Genomic DNA, 20,543 nt, shown 5'->3' on the forward strand with positions numbered 1-20,543 from the left:
ACGCAGGCGGATGCCTGTCTGAAAAATAGAGAAAGGGAAGTATTGTTAGCAATGTAGTGAAATGTAGTCAAATGAGGCGTGAATAAATGCCTGTCTGAAAAAGTTTGGCAGGAGAGGATACAGGCGAGAATAAACTCAAAAAATAGTGAGTTTGCCATATCTAGATTTGATCCGGATATGACGAACCATAATCCAAAACAAGTTTATTTGTTGCGCCTGAACGGATATTAACAGGCTTGTTTTGCCGCTTTCAGCGCGTCGCGCACTTGTGCGGAGGCTTCGATTAATTGTTGCGCCTCCTGTCGCCAAATAGTTGGGTGAAACGTAATAGGTTTCTCATTGATGTGGTGCGGCCAGCTTTCAGACAGGCATGCCTGTCTGAAAAAATAACAGCCAATCCGGTTTAAGGTAATTACCGAATGCAAACCGGATTGGCCGTAAACCGGAAATATTTTCGGTTTATATAAAGCCGCCCGAATGAGGGAATACAGAAAACTTTCCGGGCGGATTGCTGCTGAAAAGTTGTCGCGGTATTTGCGGTATAGTGAATCAATTTAAAAACAGTACACTCGCCATACCCGGGCTTGCCTCAAGTGCTTTGAATTCTGGTAATGTTGGGAGATACTCGGGTTGAGTCCGGGTATGACGGCGCTGTTATTATGTGAGTGGTTTAACGATCATTGGTGTGTCATAGACATTGGTTTTCAGACAGGCATGACTGTCTGAAAACCAGTTGTCGTTACGACACAGATTAGAAACGGTAATTCACACTCAGGCGGAAATCGCGGCCGGGTTCGGTGAGGCTGTTAGTGCCTGCCCGCTGACTATGGTTTTTGTAGTTTTTATCCAGCACGTTGTTGATGGAGAAGTTGACGTTCAGATCGTCTTTGCCGGTCGGTTTCCAGTTGGCATAAAGATCGTTCACGCCATAACCGGAGCGGCGCACCAGAGAAGATGAAACCGAACCGTTTGAACCGCGCGAGCTTTGGGTGTAGCCGGCATTTTGCACATAGCGGCCGCGCCAGCCGATTTCCAGATTCGGATTGTCAAACTGATAAGCCAAACCGGTTGTCCAAGTGCGGCCCATCGGGATGGCGGTGGTGATGGTGTCGGCAGTTTGGCCGTCGAGCTTGGGTTTGCTGTATGCCACGCCGGCGCGGGCGGTTAAGCCGCCCCATTTGTAGGAAGCGCCCAGCTCATAGCCTTTGTTTTTCAGCTTGCCGCCGTTATACCAAGTGATGTTTTCCGCATCGCTGGTATAGGCTTGAACGTCTTTGATGGATTGGTGGAATACGCTGCCGGTTAAAGAGAGGGCGGAATTCCAGTTATATTTGACGCCCAGCTCTAGATTGCGCGAGCGTTCGGCTTTCAAATCCCCCTCATAGGAAATGTTGCGCCCGCCCGCTAAAGCAGCTTCATACATGCGCGGGCTGCGGGTGGCGTATGCCAAGCTGGTGTTGAACGACAAATCATCGGTCACGTCGTAAATCACACCGACACTAGGATTAAGGTTGTTGCCGGAAACTTCTTTGCCGCTGGATGTGCGCATTTTGTAATAGTCGTGACGTAAGCCGGTTGTCAGCGTTACAGGGTGCAGATCCCAAATGCCTTCAACATAGGCACCTAAATCGGTTTTTTTCTCGTTAACCGTATTCAGCAGCTTAGGTTCACCGCCACGGTTTCCTCGCGGTCTGTACATACGGCTGTCGGGTTTGGCTTCTTGCAAACGCCAGTTGAGGCCGTATTTCAACGTGAGGCGGTCAAACAGGCGGCTGTCGAGATTTAAGTTGGCGCCGATAGTTTCCACTTGGTTGGTCGGATTTTTATCGCCTGCGGGTTCTTCCCGTTTGGTGTTCATGCGATAAATATTGGTTTTTATTTTGTCGATAAAGCCGAAGCCGCCGCCTTTATATTCTAAGTTGGTGGTGTCTTGGGTCAGGATGCGGTAGCGCGGCGCATTGTTTTCAGTGTTGGGCGTTAGAGGATCAACTAAACGGGTAACAGATTCCCCGTTAGGGCCGCGCACGGTTTCGGTTTTCCAAGCTTGGGAAAAGTCGAACTCTTCGCGCAATGCACGTTGACCATAAGTTTTTTCCTGGCGGTGGCTCAATTCAACGCGGTTGTCTTCATTAAAGCGCAAGCCGCCTTTTATCAAAAGGGCACGCTGGCCTAAGGCGCTGTTTAATACGGTGTCGTTGCCTTCCAAATTTTTGTAGTGGCGGCCGCCTTTGTAATCACGGTCTTTTATCCAGTTGCCGGCTACCAAACCGTCAAACATGCCGTTTTCGCCATACACGGATGCACCGTATGACCAGCCTTTATTGCTGCTGGCACCTGCGTCCACTTTAAAGCCGATATTTTGACCTTCGCGCAATAAATCACGCGCTTCTACGGTTTCCGCCACGATCGCGCCGCTGGTTGCGCCGATGCCGGCAGAGGCCGAGCCCGTACCTTTTTGTACGGCAATTACTTTGACCAACGCAGGATCAAGAATGAAACGGCCGTTGTGGTGGAAAATTTGCGCATCCGAATAAATATCGTCCACTTTAACGTCAATTTGATCTTGGCCCATACCACGGATGGTAAACCATTGGGATGTACCGTTACCGCCGCCGATGCTCACGGCAGGTTCGTTGAACAAAACGTCTTTCAAATCAGTGGCTGTGCTTTCTTCCACGCTTTTGGTGGTTACGCGATGGGTAGAAGTTACACCTTCACCTTTGACATGAACGGCTTGAACTTCTGTGCTGTCTGTATTGTCGGCAGCGTAGGTGAAGCCGGAAATCACGGCAAGTTGCAAAACGGTTAGTTTAAATAAGGGTGCAGCAGGACGCATGGGGTTATATCCTCAAGTTTGGTGTATTTAAAAAACTTAGCATTCTCACTTTGCTTTTATATATGAAAGAAAATTATTATCATTTTAAAAAGCAACAGCATTTTAACTGAACTATAAAACAACTGTCTAATATGAAATGTTTTAATAGACAGGTTTTAAAATGAATTAAAGAATAGGGCGCAATGGAGCAAGGTGAGTGTAAACATAATGCTTGTCTGAAAAAAATTAATGCGGGCCTCTTGAATTTTCGGGTACAAACCTTATCTAGCTCCCCGTTAACAAGGTTTGTTTGTTTTGTTTCCGCGAAACAAATAGTTATGAGTTTAAGTTATTTTATTGGAGATATTTTATGGGTATCCGTCCTTTACACGACCGTGTGGTTGTAAAACGTTTGGAAGCTGAAGAGAAAACAGCATCTGGTATTGTGCTGCCTGGTGCGGCTGCAGAAAAACCCGACATGGGTGAAGTGATTGCCGTAGGTGCAGGCAAAGTCGGTAAAGACGGCCAGCGCCGCGCATTGGATGTAAAAGTAGGCGATAAAGTGATTTTCGGTAAATACAGCGGCCAAACTGTTAAAGTGGACGGTGAAGAACTGCTGGTGATGCGCGAAGAAGATATTTTCGGTATCGTTGAATAAGTTTATCAATCAATTGAAAAATTGGGTTTTCCGCTATTTGTATTGTTATACGGCACCAAAGGTAAAACTGCTTAACAGGCTCTTACACCATAAAGGCAGTGCCAAATGCAAACAAGCGTGCGATTGGGTTGATGTATAGTCCAACCTAAAATCTATATTGTCAAACCAGTTTGGAAGCGCATATTGTCAGTAGCTTTGGAAATAGGGTGTTTTAATTTGCTATTTTCAGAAATTAATTCTGAATTCGTGTTCAAGCCAAAAAAGCACTTTATCCATATTTTCTCTGGCGGCGGTTTGTTTGCAAGTAATATAGGAAAACCTGATAAGATTTTATAAATTCAATATTTTAGGAGTATTAAATATGGCAGCTAAAGATGTACAATTTGGTAATGACGTACGTCAGAAGATGGTTAAAGGCGTGAACATTTTGGCAGACGCCGTTAAAGTAACCTTAGGTCCGAAAGGCCGAAATGTTGTGCTTGACCGTGCTTTCGGCGGTCCGCACATCACCAAAGACGGTGTAACCGTAGCTAAAGAAATCGAGCTGAAAGATAAGTTTGAAAACATGGGCGCACAAATGGTAAAAGAAGTAGCGTCCAAAACCAACGATATCGCAGGCGACGGCACCACTACTGCTACTGTTTTGGCTCAAGCTATTGTAGCGGAAGGTATGAAATACGTTACCGCCGGTATGAACCCGACTGATTTGAAACGCGGTATTGATAAAGCGGTTGCTGCTTTGGTTGAAGAGTTGAAAAATATCTCTAAACCTTGTGATACCTCTAAAGAAATTGCGCAAGTTGGTTCTATTTCCGCTAACTCCGACGAGCAAGTTGGCGCCATTATTGCCGAGGCGATGGAAAAAGTGGGCAAAGAAGGCGTGATTACCGTTGAAGACGGTAAGTCTTTGGAAAACGAATTGGATGTTGTTGAAGGTATGCAGTTTGACCGCGGTTATCTGTCTCCATACTTCATTAATGATCCTGAAAAACAAATTGCTGCTTTGGATAATCCTTTTGTTTTGCTATTTGACAAAAAAATCAGCAATATCCGAGACTTGTTGCCTGTGTTGGAGCAAATTGCCAAAACCAGCCGCCCGCTTCTGATTATTGCCGAGGATGTTGAAGGCGAAGCATTGGCTACTTTGGTGGTTAATAACCTGCGCGGTATTTTGAAAACTGTTGCTGTTAAAGCTCCAGGCTTCGGTGACCGCCGTAAAGCCATGCTGCAAGATATTGCTATTTTGACTGGCGGTACGGTAATCGCAGAAGAGGTAGGCTTGTCTTTGGAAAAAGCGACTTTGGAAGATTTAGGCCAAGCCAAACGTATTGAAATCGGCAAAGAAAACACGACGATTATCGACGGCTTCGGTGACGCAGGTTTGATCGAAGCACGCGTTGCGGAAATCCGCCAGCAGATTGAAACGGCAACCAGCGATTATGACCGTGAAAAATTGCAAGAGCGAGTAGCCAAATTGGCCGGCGGTGTTGCCGTGATTAAAGTGGGGGCTGCTACCGAAGTAGAAATGAAAGAGAAAAAAGACCGTGTGGATGATGCGTTACATGCAACTCGTGCTGCGGTTGAAGAAGGCATTGTAGCCGGTGGTGGTATTGCATTATTGCGTGCCCGTGCCGCTTTGGAAAAACTACATACCGGCAATGCTGATCAGGATGCAGGGGTACAAATCGTGTTGCGCGCTGTTGAATCTCCCCTTCGCCAAATCGTGAAAAATGCCGGTGGCGAACCGAGTGTGGTAGTGAATAAAGTATTGGAAGGCAAGGGTAACTTTGGTTACAACGCCGGTAGTGATACTTATGGCGATATGCTGGAAATGGGTGTATTGGATCCGGCTAAAGTAACCCGCTCTGCATTGCAACATGCTGCTTCTGTTGCCGGCCTGATGCTGACTACCGATTGCATGATTGCCGAAATTCCGGAAGACAAACCTGCTATGCCGGATATGGGTGGCATGGGCGGTATGGGTGGCATGGGCGGCATGATGTAATGCTTGTCTGAAACCCTTTGGTTTATTTTAAGATGCCTGTCTGAAAGTTTTCAGACAGGCATTTTGTTTTGATAAACGGAAAGTTGTGAATGGGTATAGTGAGTGAATCTATGTAGTCAATCAACGCATTTTTGATACAAAGCAGTAGGCCGAAGACAGTACAATACAAGTAGTACGGGACTGATTTTGTTGCTACTTCAGAAGCTTACAAAATCGTTCTCTTTGAGCCAAGATGCAGTAACACCGTAGCAGAAATAAAGTTTATTTGCGATATAAAAGTGTCATGATGCCTGTCTGAAAACAGCTTTTCAGACAGGCATCATTTCATTCCTAATCATGTCGGCCTCAAGTTTGCATTAAGTATTTTCTTAAATCTAAAAGCTTAGCTGCAGCGGGTAGAAATGTATGGTTCTCCGGCTGGCTTTAAGTGGATAAAAAAAGCCGACTGTCTTGTGTACAGTCGACTTTTTTATCTGGATCATGCTTTTGTTAGAATAAAGCATCCAGATTGCTATTGCCTCCTCTTCCTGAGTTTTCAGGCGTAGGTCTGTTAATCGGCTCTACAACGGTCTCTTGGCCGGAGTTAGACGTATTACCCGGAGAGCGCGGTTTGGATGCGTTTCCGCTCGGGCGACGTTGAGATGTAATTGGTCCGCTTGCGCGATTGTCGAGAGCCAGTTTGGGGTTGGTGGATTGTTGCTCTTTTAGGAAATACTCGCCACCTCGGTTAACTAGTCCGGAAGGAACAGCCATCCCTTTACTGGGTGTGCCTTTTAGAGCGAAACGCATATAACTTACCCAAACAGGTAGGGCGATCGTGCCGCCGTAACCTGCGCGCCCCATGCTGGTTGGTTTGTCGAAGCCGATGTAAACGGCGGTGACAATCTCAGGGTTGAAACCAACAAACCAGGCATCTTTATTGTCATTGGTAGTACCCGTTTTACCTGCGATATCCGAACGGCCTAATGCATTGGCTCGGGTGGCAGTACCGCGGCGGACAACATCCTGCATCATTTTATACATGATGTAAGCGTTACGGGGATCAATAACTTGCGGAGCAGTTTCTCCTGCCACTAAGGGCTTCATTTGCGCACGCAGATTATTGTTACTGTCATAAATCTTATCAATCACAAAAGATGAAACTTTATAACCACCATTGGCAAATACAGCGTAACCTTCAGCTACTTGCAGCGGTGTTGCTAGCCCCGTACCCAAAGACATAGACAAGCCGGCAGGATGGTCTGCGGCATTAAAGCCAAACCGCTGAATATATTGTTGTGCGTAAGGTATACCGATCGACATCAGAATTCTGATGGAAACCATGTTCTTCGATTTGGTTAATGCCTGACGAAGCGTGATAAAGCCTGAATAGGTGCCATCCGCGTTTTTGGGCTGCCACGGTCGGCCGCCTGTACCATGTCCGGGAAGTGACAAAGGTGCGTCGTTTATCACGGTAGCGGCAGTCATGCCTTTGGCTAAGGCGGCAGAATAAATGAAAGGTTTAAAGGTTGAACCGGGTTGGCGTTGCGCCTGTGTGGCACGGTTGAAGCTTTTGCTGTGGAAATCATAACCGCCGACTAAGGCGCGGATTGCCCCTGTTTTGGCTTCAAGAGAAACCAAAGCACCTTGCAAGAGTGGCTCTTGTACTACTGTCCAACCGCCGTTTTTAAGTTTGCTTAAACGGATAACGGCGCCACGGCGGATTTGTGCATCCCCCATCTTTGTGTTGTTCAGGGCGCGGGCGGCAAAGCCTAAGTTGATACTGGTTCGTTTACCATTAGGCAATTGGACTTGCACACCTTTCTTGCCCGCAGAAGTAACAACAGCAGGAACCATGCCGTCTACGGCATAGAGTTTGGATAGATAATCGTTGATATCCTCTTCTTCGTTTTCACTTTTTTCTAAATCAATGTAATGCTCTGCTCCACGATAGCTGCTTCCTCTGTCAAAGCCGCGTAGTGTACGGCGCAGGGCTTCAGTAGCCACTTTTTGATTTTCTGTGCTGACCGTTGTATAGACTTTAAAACCTTGCGTATAAGCGGATTCGCCGTATTTTTCATAAAGCTCTTGGCGAACCATCTCGGCAACATACAAAGCACTTTGATCAATCTGTTGTACATAGCGCTCGTAATGTAAATTTTCATTTAGTGCCTGTGCACGCTCGCTGGGAGTGATCATTTTTTCTTCAACCATGTTGTTTAAAATGTACTCTTGGCGGAGTTTGGCTCGTTCAGGATTTACAATAGGGTTGAATGTTGACGGAGCCTTGGGAAGGCCGGCCAGAATGGTTGCTTCTGCTAAGGTTAGTTTTTGTACAGGTTTATTGAAATAGATTTGAGAAGCTGCTGCAAAACCGTAAGCCCGTTGCCCTAAATAAATTTGGTTGAAATACAACTCTAAAATTTGGTCTTTGGTTAGAGACTGCTCGATTTTGTAGGCAAGCAAAGCTTCATTGAATTTTCGGGTAAACGTCTGCTCGTTTGTTAAAAAGAAATTTCTTGCAACTTGTTGCGTAATTGTACTGGCACCGGAGCGTACGCCACCTGTCATATTGCTGATTACCGCGCGTCCGACACCGATGACATCAACGCCCCAGTGGTTGTAAAAACGCTTATCTTCTGCTGCCAATACAGCATCTTTTAAAACTTTTGGGAAATCCTCTATTTTTGTAAAAGCGCGCCGTTCCTCGCCGTATAAACCAATTAACTTTCCATCGGAAGAATAAATTGTGAGGGGCATTCTGGGCTGATAATGTTGGACGGTATCTAAAGAAGGGAGTTTAGGATAGGTAACTAACACTGCTATGGCTAGCAAGCCAATTGCAAATAATGCTAAACCTAAAAAAAGCCCTAAGAATATGGTGATAATTTTTTTAATCATAGCGGAATAATAAATTTTGCCATTGCTGGCTTTAAATAAAGTAAAATGATACAAATATTTCGTGGAGTACTTAAATTAAAACCACAAAATATACTTAAACAACTTACGGAAGCCAACACTGTTGCTTACTCTACTTGGCAGGAAACTTACATTATGCGTTTATTAAAAAACCAAAATAATACAACGAACAAAGCTTCGGCAGGTCTTACTTCTCGCGGATCGGTAGGTGTGGATATTAGTCAGAAAGCCATCAAAATGGTTCAGCTGACAGGGCGTAGTTTAAACCAAATTCAATTGGAAAAGTACGTTATTACAAAGCTACCGAAAAATATCATTCGTGGTAATCAAATTCAAGATTACGATCAATTAGTATCTTATTTGCAACATGCTTATAGCCAACTTAATACCTCCAGTAAAAATATTGTCGCAGCAATGCCACAGGGTATGGTTACTGTAGAAACGGCTGTGCATCCGCGCGAAAGCGAGATGAGTTTGGAAGCATTTGCAGAAAATGAAATTTCTCAATTTGGTTCAATTGAAGAGATGAATTACGATTACCAAGTGGTTGGTAATTCCGTTATCCCTTTGGGGAAACAAGTTTTATTGGTTGCTGCACGTAAAGAAGATATTGAGCCTCGTATTGAAGCATTAGAAAGCGCCAATTTATCCCCATCATATATGGATGTGGATTTATTTGCGCAGTGTAATGCGTTTTCTTTTTGGATTAACCAACATGCGCCTGAGCTTACTGATGAAAAAATAGCAGTTATTGATGTAGGCGATTACCAAATGCAGGCAATGGTTCTGCAAAAAGGCCAGATTCTTTACAAACAAGAAACGCCGGTTAGTGGGGAGCAATTGATTCAACTGATTCAGCGTACTTACCAGGTAACGGAAGAAGAGGCTGAAAATATGAAGGCTTCCGTGGAAAGCAGACCGCTGGACTATCAATCGCAAATAGCGGACCGCTTCAATATTCAGATTGCTCAGGAAATACAGCGCGTTCTTCAATTTTATTATACGACGCAAGCAAGTGACCAATTTTCAAGCGTAAAACATATTTTCCTTACGGGAACAGCTTCACTTCAGGAAGGCCTACCTGAAACAGTATTTTCACAAACAAATACGGCTGCCCAGTGCGTTAGCCCAATTATTTATGCTATGCACGGTAAAAGAATTGATTTATCACAACTACAGCAAGACGCCGCATTGCTGACCACAGCTTTCGGCTTAGCACTAAGGGGTTTATAAAATGATTGAATTAACGCGAATTAATCTTCTGCCTTATCGGGAGCAGATTGAGCAGCGTCAGAAGCAGCGTTTTAAGACATTGATGCTTTTGGCGCTCGCCGCAGGTGTCGGCTTATCAGTTGTAGCCTATATGGGGATCGGGGCGGCGATTAGTAAGCAAGAAGAAAGAAATGCTTTTTTAACCAAAGAAATTGAACAAGAAGACAAGAAGCTAGTTGAAATTAAAAAGCTGAGTCAAGAAAAGCGCAATTTTTTGGATAGAAAACAAAAAATTGAAGAACTTCAACATAAGAGATTCCAAGCTGCTTATATCGTTGATACTCTAAATGTATTGATTCCTGAGGGTACTCATCTTACTTCTATTAAGGTCGGTGAGAATCCGAATACCTATCTTATCAATGGTAAAGCAACCAGTGATAATAAGATTGCAATATTTATGAGGTCGATACCCAGCACAGGCTTGTTTACACAGCCGGAACTATTGAGTATTAAGCAGGTTGATAAAGCACAGGAATTTTCATTGAAAGTATTGTTAAATCAATATAGTTCACCTGCGCAGAAAAATAGCAATATTGATACAGAGGCTAAGTTGGAAAACACAGGGGATGTAAACAATGGCCAATAAGAAATTAAAAGACGTTGATCTACAAACACTTCATTTACTTAATAAACCTGCTAAGTTAGCAGTCGGTGCTCTGGTTGTTGTTGGTGTATTGGGTGCTGGTTACTTTGCAGTTTTTCGTACGCAATTAGAAGAGTTGGCAGCAAGTAAGCAAAAAGAAGAAGAATTGAAAGTTAGCTATACTGAAAAAAGTATTCAAGCTGCCAGTTTGGATAATTTAAAAGCTGAATTGGTTGCTATTCGCTCGTCATTTGATGTGTTGTTAAAACAATTGCCAACAGATGCAGAAATTCCAAACCTGATTCAGGAGTTGCATCAAGCGGGAGCAACCAATGGAATGAGTATGAATAGTGTGACGCCGCAACCTACAAAAAATGACGGACCTATTCAGATTTTGCCTTATGCTATTTCAATTACTGGTAAGTACGATCAAATTAGCCAGTTTGCGAGAGATGTGGGTTCTCTTTCCCGCATTATTACTTTAGAGTCGATCAATTTAAATAATGAAGAAAAAGGGGATAAATTGACTTTGACTGCTACGGCTAACACTTATAAAGCCCGGCCGACAGAGGAGGTTGCAGCGGAACAGAAAGCTGCTTCTCAAGCAGGGAACACGGATGAGCAAGCTCAGCCGTAACATTACGAGAGGAATAAAATAATGAATCATAAAATCTTACTCCTAAGTTCGATGGTTTTAATGGTTGCGGCATGTTCTCCAGAACATGAAGATTTAAGGCAATGGATGGAACAAACACAAAAAGATGCGCAGAAGCATATACAACCATTTGAACAGCCTACCGTTAACCCTTCAGTCACTTATATCCCACCGAAAACAATAGGTTTGAATGCTTTTAGTGCTAAGCGATTGAATGAAGGCCTAGCGGGAAATAATGCACCTAATATCAACCGACCAAAAGAAGTGTTGGAAGCATTTAGTTTGGAAAATATGAAATATGTAGGGTCATTTATCTCAGGGAATCAAAAAACAGGTTATATCGAAATAGACGGCCATGTTTATACAGTAAAAACAGGTAATTATGTAGGGCAGAATTTTGGTAAGATTACTTCGATCATGCCGGATAAACTGACAATTACAGAAGTTATTGAAAACGCCGATGGTAATTGGGCTTTCAGGAATGCGGAATTACTGTTGGATAATAGTAAAGACAATCAGAGCATTAAAACAGACAATTAATATTTAAGGGGTAACTTTTAATGAAACCTATCAGTATGAAAACTATTTCAGCTATTAGCTTAGGTTTGGCTATGCAAACCTCAGCTTTTGCAGGCAATATTACAGATATTAATGTATCAACGTTGCCTAATAATCAAAAAATTATCAAAATCAAATTTGACCGCGATGTTGTGTCTCCGAGTGGTTTTGTAACCAATTCACCTGCTCGCATTTCACTAGATTTTCCGACAACTGATGTTGCTTTGCAGCAGCCTGTTTTGGAATACGCAGATCCTTTATTGAACCAAATTAGCGCTGTTAAAAACGGCAGTCAAACAAGAGTGGTTCTAGGCTTGAATAAAGCGGGTAGATATACTTCTGAGATCAAAGGTAATGAAGTATGGGTTTATGTGACTGAGGCACCTGAAGCTTCTTCCGTTGCATCAAGTCAAACAACTGCTTCTGACCGCGTGATTGTGAAAAAACGGGAGCAGGTAGTAAGTTCTGCATCAGTTGATTTCCGTAAAGGTAATAGTAATGCGGGTATTGTAGATATTAGTGCGCCTTCATTTAATGGTAATCCTTCTATAAAACGCCAAAATGATCGTGTTGTGATTACTTTGAAAAATCATCCATTGCCTGCACAAGCACAACGAAGCTTAGACGTTTCTGATTTCAATACGCCTGTCCGTGGCATTGTATTGAAACGTATTGGTAATGACACCGAAATCGTTATTAGAAATAAAGGTAGCTGGGATGTGCGTGAAAAAATTTCCGGCGGACGCATGTCATTTGAAGTTTTACCTAAGGCAAATGTTGCCGATGCGGGATTGCAAAATAATAAAAGAAATAAAAACTTTACTGGTCGCAGAGTATCTTTTGATTTCCAAGACGTAGAAGTACGCACGATTTTACAAATTTTGGCTAAAGAGTCTGGTATGAATATTGTGGCCAGCGACAGTGTAAGCGGCAAAATGACTCTCAGCTTGAAAGATGTGCCTTGGGATCAGGCTTTAGATTTGGTGTTGGAAGCGCGTAATCTGGATATGCGCCGACAAGGCAATATTATCAATGTGGCTCCGCGTGATGAGTTGTTAGCCAAAGATAAAGCTTCATTACAAGCTCAAAATGAAATTAATGATTTAGGACCTTTGTACTCCCAAACATTCCAGCTTAAATATAAAAACGTAGAAGAATTCCGTAAAGTTTTGAGATTGGAAGAGGGTGGTAGCAACAACACTGCAAACAGCATTTTAAGTAAACGGGGCAGCGCGTTAATTGACCCTGGTACAAATACGCTGATTATTACCGATAACAATACAGTTATCCGGAAATTCCAAAAACTGATAGAAGAATTGGACGTTCCTACCCGCCAAGTGATGGTAGAGGCTAGAATTGTACGTGCTTCTGACGGATTTTCACGTGATATTGGTGTGAAGTTTGGTTATGCAGGTGCTAATGGATCTAATAGTTGGGGTAATAACTTAACTACAGCTAACGCAAATAGCAATGCATTTGTTGATAATCAACGCAATTTTATAAATGCTCAAAATGCATGGAGAGCACAAGCAGCTGAAGCTATAGCGGCAGGAAAAACTCCTCCTGCTTTTCAGCATCCTGCTACTACTCCTTGGACGAATAATCCAAATGTGAGTTTACCTATTGCTTCTGCCACCTCAAGTATTGCTTTGGTACACAGTTTGGCTTCAGGTGCTTTAAGTTTGGAATTACAAGCCCAACAGTCTCAAAATAAGGCGAAAACTATTTCTAATCCGCGCGTTTTAACGCAAGACAGAAAAGAAGCCGTAATTGAATCGGGTACTGAGATTCCTTATACTTCGGAAACATCCAGCGGTGCAACTGATGTATCGTTCAAAAAAGCTGTATTGGGCTTGCGTGTAACGCCGCACATTACACCTGACGGTCAAATCATTATGGATGTGAAAATCAATAAAGACTCAGTAAATCAAAGCTGCGGTGGCAGCAATGGTGAGCCTTGTATTGATACCAATAACTTGGAAACCCGCGCGATGGTTGAAGATGGCGGCACTTTAGTTCTTGGCGGTATTTATGAAGAAATTAATTCTAATGGTATCAGAAAAGTGCCTTTACTGGGTGATATTCCGGTGGTTGGCAACTTGTTTAAATCACGTACCCGCAGTGAAGAGCGAAGCGAGCTGTTGATTTTTATCACTCCGCGCATCATCGATTATCAAGGTAGTAATTTACGCTATTAATAATCTTGTGACATAAAAAACGGCACCTATTGATTAATAGGTGCCGTTTTATTCACATTCTTCGTCCCATGCAGACTTTATAGCTTGGTTGATAGTGTCTATATCGAAGCCACGGTAAGCGAGGAAACGCATATATTTGTACTTATCAGCTAAATTTGCCGGAGGTTGCTTGAATTTCTTACGCAGCACGTTTTTAGCGGTTGTTAATTCTTTCGTATGATCAGGCATAAAAGCTTGGGCGGTATTTGCATCAATGCCTTTCTCTGCTAATGCTTGTTTCAACCTTCGTGTGCCGTAGCGATTGCTTTTGCTGTGAATAAACGATTCGGTGAAGCGTTGGTCAGATTGCCAGTTACGCTCGGCAAATTCATTTAACACTTTTTCTACTTCCTCTTCGCTTTCGGCATAGGGCGCAAGTTTGCGTTTAAGCTCGATTCGGCTGATTTCACGGCGGGAGAGGATATCGAGCGCTCGAGCGCGTAGGGATTTTTTTGACATGTTATTTGGATGAGAAATGATGGTGTAATGGAACAATGCCTGTCTGAAAAGTATTCAGACAGGCATTGTTATATTTTATTTGTTGCCCGGCTCTGCTTGCGGACGCAGATTTTCGTAGATTTCTGGTAATGAATTGATAATCCAGTCAGGTTTGGTGCTGCTTTTTTTAGAAAGCTCCGCCATATTGCCATAACCAAAAGATACACCCACGCTCATGCAGCCTGCGGCTTTGGCGGCAAGGATATCATTGTGTGAATCACCAACCATAAGCATGTTTTTTACGTCTACACCCAACACTTCGGCGGCGTGTTGCAATGGTAGCGGGCTGGGTTTTTTTTCAGACAGGCTGTCGCCTCCGAGAATCAGGCTGAAATAGTCGGCGAGTTTGAGTTGTTTGAGCAGCTCAACCGCCAATAGCTCGTTTTTATTGGTAATCACAGCCAGTGGAATGCCTAATGATTTAAGCAAACCAAGGCCGGCTTCAGTTTCAGGGTAAGGGCGGGTAAAGTCAGACAAATGCTCACGATAATGTTGCACGAAAAAGGCAAATGCTTCTTCCCATTGTGCTTGCGGCGCTTCTTCTTCGCGGGTGTCGGTTAAGACGCGGTGAACAAGTTTGGTGATACCGTCTCCTACGTAGCTTTCTACAACTTTATCCGGAAGCGTAGGCAAGCCCATGTGTTGGCGGGTAGCGTTGGCGGCGGAGGCTAAATCGGGGATGGAATCACAAAGTGTACCGTCTAAGTCGAAAGCAGCGGCTTGAACATGGGCAAGGGAGGTTGGGTTCATATATTTTATGTATAAGGGAAGAGAGAGAATGTTTATTGTATAACAAAAAAAGCGTATGCCTCTAGGTTTGGCTGTCAATTTGACCATATAGCCGAAAACTTAATATTCAGAAACAAGCTACGAAGCACGGACAGTATAGTTAGTAGGGCAAAGCGTGGGGGACGATGTATAAAAGAGGTCCAGTTTGTAGCGATAAGTTTATTTGCTTTAACAAAGTGTCGGTTGATGTCCCTGTGTTTAAATTGTATTTCTGGTGTTCATCAGTCTGACACTTTTCAGACAGGCATGGCGAGGGAGGTATTCTATCAAGCCGATAAATTCGTTTTGTATGCTGTATGCGCGCAGCGGTGTTTCGGTCGGTAGGTTTGGATAGTGGTAAGCAGGTTGTTGCCCGAAACGCAGCAGTTTGATTTCGTTATCATTCAGATGTATTTCGGGTAGATGTTGTACTAGAGCATCGCAAGGCAGCAGCAAGGCGTCACGTTCAATTTCGCTGAGTGCCTCCAGTGATTCGAGAGTATGGGTTTGATTGATGCCGAATCCAGCGGTTTCGGTTCGGCGCAGGGCGGTGAGGTGGGCGAAAGTGCCCATTTTTTTGGCGATATCTTCGCTGAGTGTACGGATATAAGTGCCTTTACTGCAACGTACCTCAATCACTGCTTTCGGCGGTGAAAATTCGGTAATTTCTATACTATGGATAATAATATCGCGCGGCTTGCGTTCTATCACAATACCTTTTCGGGCGTATTCGTAAAGCGGTCGGCCTTCGTGTTTGAGAGCCGAAAACATGGGTGGTACTTGGCGGATGGCACCGGTTAACGCAGCGCAGGCAGCTTGAAAATTTTCTCTGCTTTCGGGTATGGGCGCAGTAGCGATGATTTCTCCTTCTGCGTCGCCGGTAGTGGTGGCTTCACCGAGTTTGAGTGTGGCGGTGTAGCCTTTGTCGGCATCCAAAAGGTATTGGGCAAACTTGGTGGCTTCGCCGAAACATACAGGTAAAAGGCCGGTGGCCAAAGGGTCGAGCACGCCGGTGTGGCCAGCTTTTTCGGCATTGAAAATTCGGCGGGCTTTTTGCAGGGCGCTGTTACTGGAAAGGCCGGTAGGTTTGTCGAGCAGCAATATGCCGTTGAGCTTGCGCTTTTTTTGCGGCTTGTTCATGCGTGGTTGGGGTTGCTGATAAAGAGGTGGATTATATCATTCCATAAGGGGCTGAAGCAGGCGATAGAATGGTTGATCTGCTTCAGCCTTTTGTTTCATTCGGAACAACTTATTTTACGAGCTTTAGCCCTTTTTTCTTGGGCGCATCACCATCGGGCGGTGTGTCACTCTTGTTGGACGGCGCGCTTTCAGGCTGCCAAGGCTCTACTTCAAAACCCATACCTTCACCGCTTTCGCGGGCGAAGATGCTGACGACATGGCCTACGGGAATCCAGATTTCATGTGCCACACCGCCGAAACGCGCAGAGAAATGAATCCATTCGTTGTCAATACTCACATTTGGGCTGGCGGCAGGGCCGATGTTCAATACGATTTCATTGTCGCGTACATATTGCATCGGCACGCGCGTGTGTTCGTTGACCCACGCTACGATGTGGGGCGTTTGGCTGTTGTCAACACACCATTCATAAAGGGCGCGGAGTAAATAAGGCTTGGTGCTGGTTGTCATACGGCTTTGTCCATTTGAAATAATTTAAAGCGGTTGGCTGCTTGAATGTTTTACCATAACAGAAAGGGAAAGTCATGCTTTCCCTTTTGATTGATTAACGGCGCATGGCTTTTTCAGCAGGAGTGAGTGCTTCGATAAAGGCCTCGCGTTGGAAAATCCGCTCCGCATATTTTAATAATGGTGCGGCTGATTTTCCTAATTTGATGTCGTAATGGTTCAAACGCCACAATAACGGGGCGATGGCTACGTCAATCATAGAAAATTCGTCGGCTAGAATGTATTTATTTTTGTTGAACGCGGGAGCAAGTACGGTGAGGCCGCTGGTAATGGCTTCACGCGCTTTTGCCTGTTCTTTGGGCGTAGCTTCAGGGTCTTCCAAAACATGAACGTGGCTGAACAGCTCTTTTTCCAGACGAAACAATACCAAACGGCCGCGACCGCGCATTACGGGATCTCCCGGCATTAATTGCGGATGTGGGAAACGTTCGTCGATATATTCGTTGATGATGTTGGATTCATGCAGAATCAAGTCGCGCTCCACCAAAACGGGTACTTGGTTATACGGGTTCATAATGGCCAGGTCTTCCGGCTTGTTGAACACGTCTACATCTTTGATTTCAAAATCCATACCTTTTTCGAAAAGCACAAAACGGCAGCGGTGGCTGAACGGGCAGGTAATACCTGAATAAAGAATCATCATGTTGGAACGGCTCCTAAATATTTTTTAAGGGGTGTGTTAGGAAAGAAAATATGAAGCAGTATAATATTTTTGCTGGAAAAAACCAAGAAAATTATTATAATTAGTTGTTTTTAAATAGAAAAATGCCTGTCTGAAATATTCTTTCAGACAGGCATTTTTTCATTTGACCAAAGTATTCTTTATAAACTTTGCCACCAGCCGGTGGCTACCCAGCATAATCCGATCACATTAATCAGCCAGATGATTAAATGTAACACAGGGAAGCGCAACATGCTTACGCCTATGCGGTCTGATGGGGAGCGGACGTGTTCGTTGAGAAACTCTTCTTTATCTTCCTGGCTGGAAGTAACCAGATTCATCCAGATGCTGCCCCATACGATGCTGGCAAGAAACCAGATAACCAATAGGGCGGCTAAGGCAATGTTGATTGTGCTCATGTGTATTCGATGTATTTGTTGGGGGTTGTTTATAAAATAAGTGTTGGGCTGCTTGAAATGCCTGTCTGAAAAAAGTTTCAGACAGGCATTGTTGTTTCAAGCTGTTTTCGGCGCTTCACCGAATACTTCCTGCCACAGCTTTTTCACTGCTTGATAATGCGCCGACAATTCTTCACCGGCCTCGATTTTTTCTACATCGCGTAATTTCTTATCGTGTTGCAGCTTGCGGAAAAAGCGGTAGGCGCGGCGGCTGAGCCGGGCGGATTCAGCATCAATCAGGCCGTGTTCTGCAGCTATGCGTAAAAGGGCAATGTTGCCGTAATTTTCCAGTAAAGCAGGACAATGGCGTGATTGGGCAAGAATCAGGTATTGCACAATGAATTCTACATCAACTATACCACCTCGCGCATATTTTACATCGCTGTCTAGCGGCGGATGAGTAGGGAACATTTTTTCGCGCATTTCAATGATTTCGTTGCGCAGTTTGTCGGCGTTGCGCTCCTGAGTGAGTATTTCGCGACGGATGCGCTCAAAAGCATTGCCGATTTCGGGTGAGCCGGCGATATAACGGGCACGGGTAAGGGCTTGGTGTTCCCATGTCCAAGCGTTTTTGTGCTGATATTTTTCAAAAGCGTCCACGGTGTGTGCGAGAAAGCCGCTATCGCCGTTGGGGCGCAGGCGCAGGTCAACATCATAGAGCGTTCCGGCGCCCGTGCTGCCGGAGAGCCAGGTAGTGAGCCTTCGGGCGAGGCGGGTGTAGGTGTCGGAGGCGTCGGGGTGCGGGTCGTCGTATAAGAAAACGAGATCGAGGTCGGAGGTGTAGCCCAGTTCTTTGCCGCCGAGTTTGCCGTAGCCGATAATGGCGAAGCCGGGGGCGTCGCTGTGGGTTTTCGGCATGTCGCGCCAGGCATGAATCAGGGTTTGTGTAAGGATGATGTCGGCAATCAGGGAAAGCTCGTCGCTGAGTGCTTCCACTTTCCATAAGCCTGCCAAATCTTGCACGGCTAAGCGGAAGGTTTGTGCGTGTTGGAAATGGCGCAGTGTGTCCATTTTGTTTTCTGTGTCGTCGCAGGCTTCCAAGGTTTGAGCGAGTTCGGCGCTGACTTTGGACCAGTCTTGTTCTTGTTTCATCAGTTGTGAGGAAAGCAGGCCGTCCAGCAAAACAGGATGGCGTTGCAGATAGTCGGCCACCCATGAACTTTGGCTCATGATTTCGGCGAGTTGCTGTAATTGCTTGGGGTATTCATGCAGAAAGGCAAGATATGAGGAGCGCGTGCTGACGGTTTCGAGAAAATCGAGCAGACGGAACAGGGTTTGTGTGGGTTGGCTGCATTGTTGGGCAGCGGCAATAATCTGCGGCACAACGGTATCGAAGCGGTGTAGAGCGCGCTCGGATAGGTGGCGGTATTTGCTGCTGTTTCTGAGCTGGTTGAGCCTTGCTGAAACGCTGGCAGCATCAAAGCCCAATGAGGCGAGTTGCTCATGTCTTTCCGCATCATCGCCGCTTTCATGCCAGAGTGCGGCTAATTCCTGAGTATCTTCGTCATGATTTTCTTCGGGTTCGGCGAGCACTTGTTCGAAGGTTCGGTTGACGAAGCGACGGTGTTGTTGAAGCCTGTCTGAAAACGCTTCATAGTTGTTAAAACCCATGCTTTGAGCCAGTAATTGCTGTTGCTCGGCTTCTCGGGGCAGGGTTTGGGTTTGCTGGTCGTCCCAGTATTGCAAGCGGTGTTCGATGTCACGTAAGAAACGGTAGGCTTCCAGCAAGCCGGCAATGGTTTCGCTGCTGAGAATGACTAATTCTTCCAGCTTTTTCAGGGTTTCTTGCGTGCCTTTCAGTTGCAGGGCGCGGATCTGGCCGCCGCGTATCATTTGGAAAATTTGGGCAATGAATTCGATTTCGCGTATGCCGCCTGCACCGAGTTTGATGTTATCGGCCATATCTTTTTTCTGCACTTCGCGGCGGATTTGCCGGTGAAGGCCGCGCATGGCTTCATAGGCGTTGAAATCCAGATACTTGCGGAATACAAACGGGCGTACAAGTGCGGCAATATCGTTGGCATGAGGTGTGATGATGCGGCCTTTACACCATGCGTAGCGCTCCCATTCGCGGCCTTGTGTGATGAGGTATTGCTCCAGTGCGGTTTCGCTGAGCACGAGCGGGCCGCTGTCACCGTCGGGCCGCAGCCGCATGTCCACGCGGAATACTTGGCCGTCGGCGGTGATGTCGTTTAACAGGGTGATTAATTTTTGGCCGACTTTGGTGAAGAATTCCTGATTGGTGCGTTCGCGTTTGCCGTTGGTGTCGCCGTTTTCGGGGTAGATGAAAATCAAATCGATGTCGGAAGATACGTTTAGCTCATAGCCGCCGGCTTTACCCATGGCCACAACGCTTAAGTGTTGCGGTGTGCCGCTGTATCGGCCAATCGGCATGCCGTACATATCTTGATAGTAGGCGTAGGCGTAGTTTAAGGCTGTGTTCACGGCGAATTCGGCAAAGCGGGTAATGGTGCCGGTAACTTCGTTCAGATCGCTGATGCGGTTTATATCGCGAATGAGGATGTGCGCCATCACATAACGACGAAGAAGCCGCAGCTGACGCGCCAGCTCTGCTTCATTTTCATCGTGTTGCAATTGTTCCCAATCAGCGAATGCATAAAAATCGGCGGCGTCGAGCGGGCGGGAAAGCAGAGGGTTTAGAATTTCGGGCTTAAGATTGCCGTTGTCTAGGTGGCGGGAAAGATATTGTGAATAGCAGCGGGCAGTTTCGATGGTAGACATAATGATTTATGGTTTTTTCAGATAGGCATT

Annotated in this window: 17 protein-coding genes; 7 read left to right on the forward strand and 10 right to left on the reverse strand. The window is 45.2% G+C overall.

The annotated features are described in order from the left end of the window. Positions 1-227 precede the first annotated feature (227 nt). Both AKG09_RS11790 and AKG09_RS00200 read right to left on the reverse strand, forming a co-directional pair. Entirely contained in the window at positions 228-425 is a 198-nt protein-coding gene (locus AKG09_RS11790) for a hypothetical protein (RefSeq protein WP_156320757.1), read from the reverse strand. Positions 426-751: 326 nt separating this feature from the next. Then, positions 752-2,836: a TonB-dependent siderophore receptor gene (locus AKG09_RS00200; RefSeq protein WP_054617506.1), complete on the reverse strand. Its 2,085-nt coding sequence runs from the start codon at positions 2,834-2,836 to the stop codon at positions 752-754. Positions 2,837-3,185: 349 nt separating this feature from the next. On the opposite strand from AKG09_RS00200, the gene groES reads away from it, so the two are divergent. Together groES and groL are read left to right on the forward strand one after the other, a co-directional pair. After that, positions 3,186-3,473, forward strand: a complete 288-nt coding sequence (gene groES, locus AKG09_RS00205) for a co-chaperone GroES (RefSeq protein ID WP_054617507.1) — start codon at positions 3,186-3,188, stop codon at positions 3,471-3,473. A gap of 361 nt (positions 3,474-3,834) precedes the next feature. Continuing rightward, the gene (gene groL, locus AKG09_RS00210) at positions 3,835-5,478 is read left to right on the forward strand and encodes a chaperonin GroEL (protein ID WP_054617508.1); all 1,644 of its coding nucleotides are present in this window, start codon (positions 3,835-3,837) and stop codon (positions 5,476-5,478) included. Positions 5,479-5,967: 489 nt separating this feature from the next. On the opposite strand, the gene AKG09_RS00215 is transcribed toward groL, so the two are convergent. After that, positions 5,968-8,358 carry a penicillin-binding protein 1A gene (locus AKG09_RS00215; protein WP_054617872.1) on the reverse strand — a complete coding sequence of 797 codons (2,391 nt, stop codon included), beginning with the start codon at positions 8,356-8,358 and terminating at the stop codon, positions 5,968-5,970. Positions 8,359-8,511: 153 nt separating this feature from the next. Here AKG09_RS00215 and pilM point away from each other — a divergent pair, with 153 nt between their 5' ends. The 5 genes from pilM to pilQ are packed head-to-tail and all read left to right on the forward strand — an operon-like array spanning position 8,512 to position 13,642. Then, positions 8,512-9,609, forward strand: coding sequence for a type IV pilus assembly protein PilM (gene pilM, locus AKG09_RS00220; protein ID WP_054617509.1), 1,098 nt, complete (start codon positions 8,512-8,514; stop codon positions 9,607-9,609). 1 nt (position 9,610) lies between these two features. Next, a complete protein-coding gene (locus AKG09_RS00225) occupies positions 9,611-10,234 on the forward strand; it encodes a PilN domain-containing protein (protein ID WP_054617510.1) in 624 nt (207 codons plus the stop codon). Continuing rightward, positions 10,224-10,868 carry a type 4a pilus biogenesis protein PilO gene (locus AKG09_RS00230; RefSeq protein ID WP_054617511.1) on the forward strand — a complete coding sequence of 215 codons (645 nt, stop codon included), beginning with the start codon at positions 10,224-10,226 and terminating at the stop codon, positions 10,866-10,868. Before AKG09_RS00225 ends, AKG09_RS00230 begins: the two co-directional genes overlap by 11 nt. Before the next feature lie 21 nt (positions 10,869-10,889). Then, complete coding sequence (locus AKG09_RS00235) at positions 10,890-11,426, forward strand: pilus assembly protein PilP (RefSeq protein WP_054617512.1); 537 nt, start codon at positions 10,890-10,892, stop codon at positions 11,424-11,426. 20 nt (positions 11,427-11,446) lie between these two features. Then, positions 11,447-13,642: a type IV pilus secretin PilQ family protein gene (pilQ, locus tag AKG09_RS00240; protein WP_054617513.1), complete on the forward strand. Its 2,196-nt coding sequence runs from the start codon at positions 11,447-11,449 to the stop codon at positions 13,640-13,642. 48 nt (positions 13,643-13,690) lie between these two features. Here the strand turns inward: pilQ and recX are convergent, their stop codons facing one another. From recX to glnE, 7 genes are all read right to left on the reverse strand, one after another. Then, positions 13,691-14,140, reverse strand: coding sequence for a recombination regulator RecX (gene recX, locus AKG09_RS00245; RefSeq protein WP_054617514.1), 450 nt, complete (start codon positions 14,138-14,140; stop codon positions 13,691-13,693). 75 nt (positions 14,141-14,215) lie between these two features. Next, positions 14,216-14,929, reverse strand: a complete 714-nt coding sequence (locus tag AKG09_RS00250) for a phosphoglycolate phosphatase (RefSeq protein ID WP_054617515.1) — start codon at positions 14,927-14,929, stop codon at positions 14,216-14,218. A gap of 237 nt (positions 14,930-15,166) precedes the next feature. After that, positions 15,167-16,087, reverse strand: a complete 921-nt coding sequence (truB, locus tag AKG09_RS00255) for a tRNA pseudouridine(55) synthase TruB (RefSeq protein ID WP_054617516.1) — start codon at positions 16,085-16,087, stop codon at positions 15,167-15,169. 109 nt (positions 16,088-16,196) lie between these two features. Next, positions 16,197-16,595, reverse strand: coding sequence for a ClpXP protease specificity-enhancing factor (locus AKG09_RS00260; protein ID WP_054617517.1), 399 nt, complete (start codon positions 16,593-16,595; stop codon positions 16,197-16,199). Positions 16,596-16,689: 94 nt separating this feature from the next. Beyond that, positions 16,690-17,295 carry a glutathione S-transferase N-terminal domain-containing protein gene (locus tag AKG09_RS00265; protein WP_054617518.1) on the reverse strand — a complete coding sequence of 202 codons (606 nt, stop codon included), beginning with the start codon at positions 17,293-17,295 and terminating at the stop codon, positions 16,690-16,692. Positions 17,296-17,474: 179 nt separating this feature from the next. Then, positions 17,475-17,732 carry a hypothetical protein gene (locus tag AKG09_RS00270; protein ID WP_054617519.1) on the reverse strand — a complete coding sequence of 86 codons (258 nt, stop codon included), beginning with the start codon at positions 17,730-17,732 and terminating at the stop codon, positions 17,475-17,477. Positions 17,733-17,828: 96 nt separating this feature from the next. Further along, positions 17,829-20,519: a bifunctional [glutamate--ammonia ligase]-adenylyl-L-tyrosine phosphorylase/[glutamate--ammonia-ligase] adenylyltransferase gene (glnE, locus tag AKG09_RS00275; protein ID WP_197272091.1), complete on the reverse strand. Its 2,691-nt coding sequence runs from the start codon at positions 20,517-20,519 to the stop codon at positions 17,829-17,831. Positions 20,520-20,543 lie beyond the last annotated feature (24 nt).

The organism is Neisseria sp. 83E34, assembly GCF_001308015.1.
In the GTDB taxonomy this organism is placed as follows: Bacteria; Pseudomonadota; Gammaproteobacteria; order Burkholderiales; family Neisseriaceae; genus Neisseria.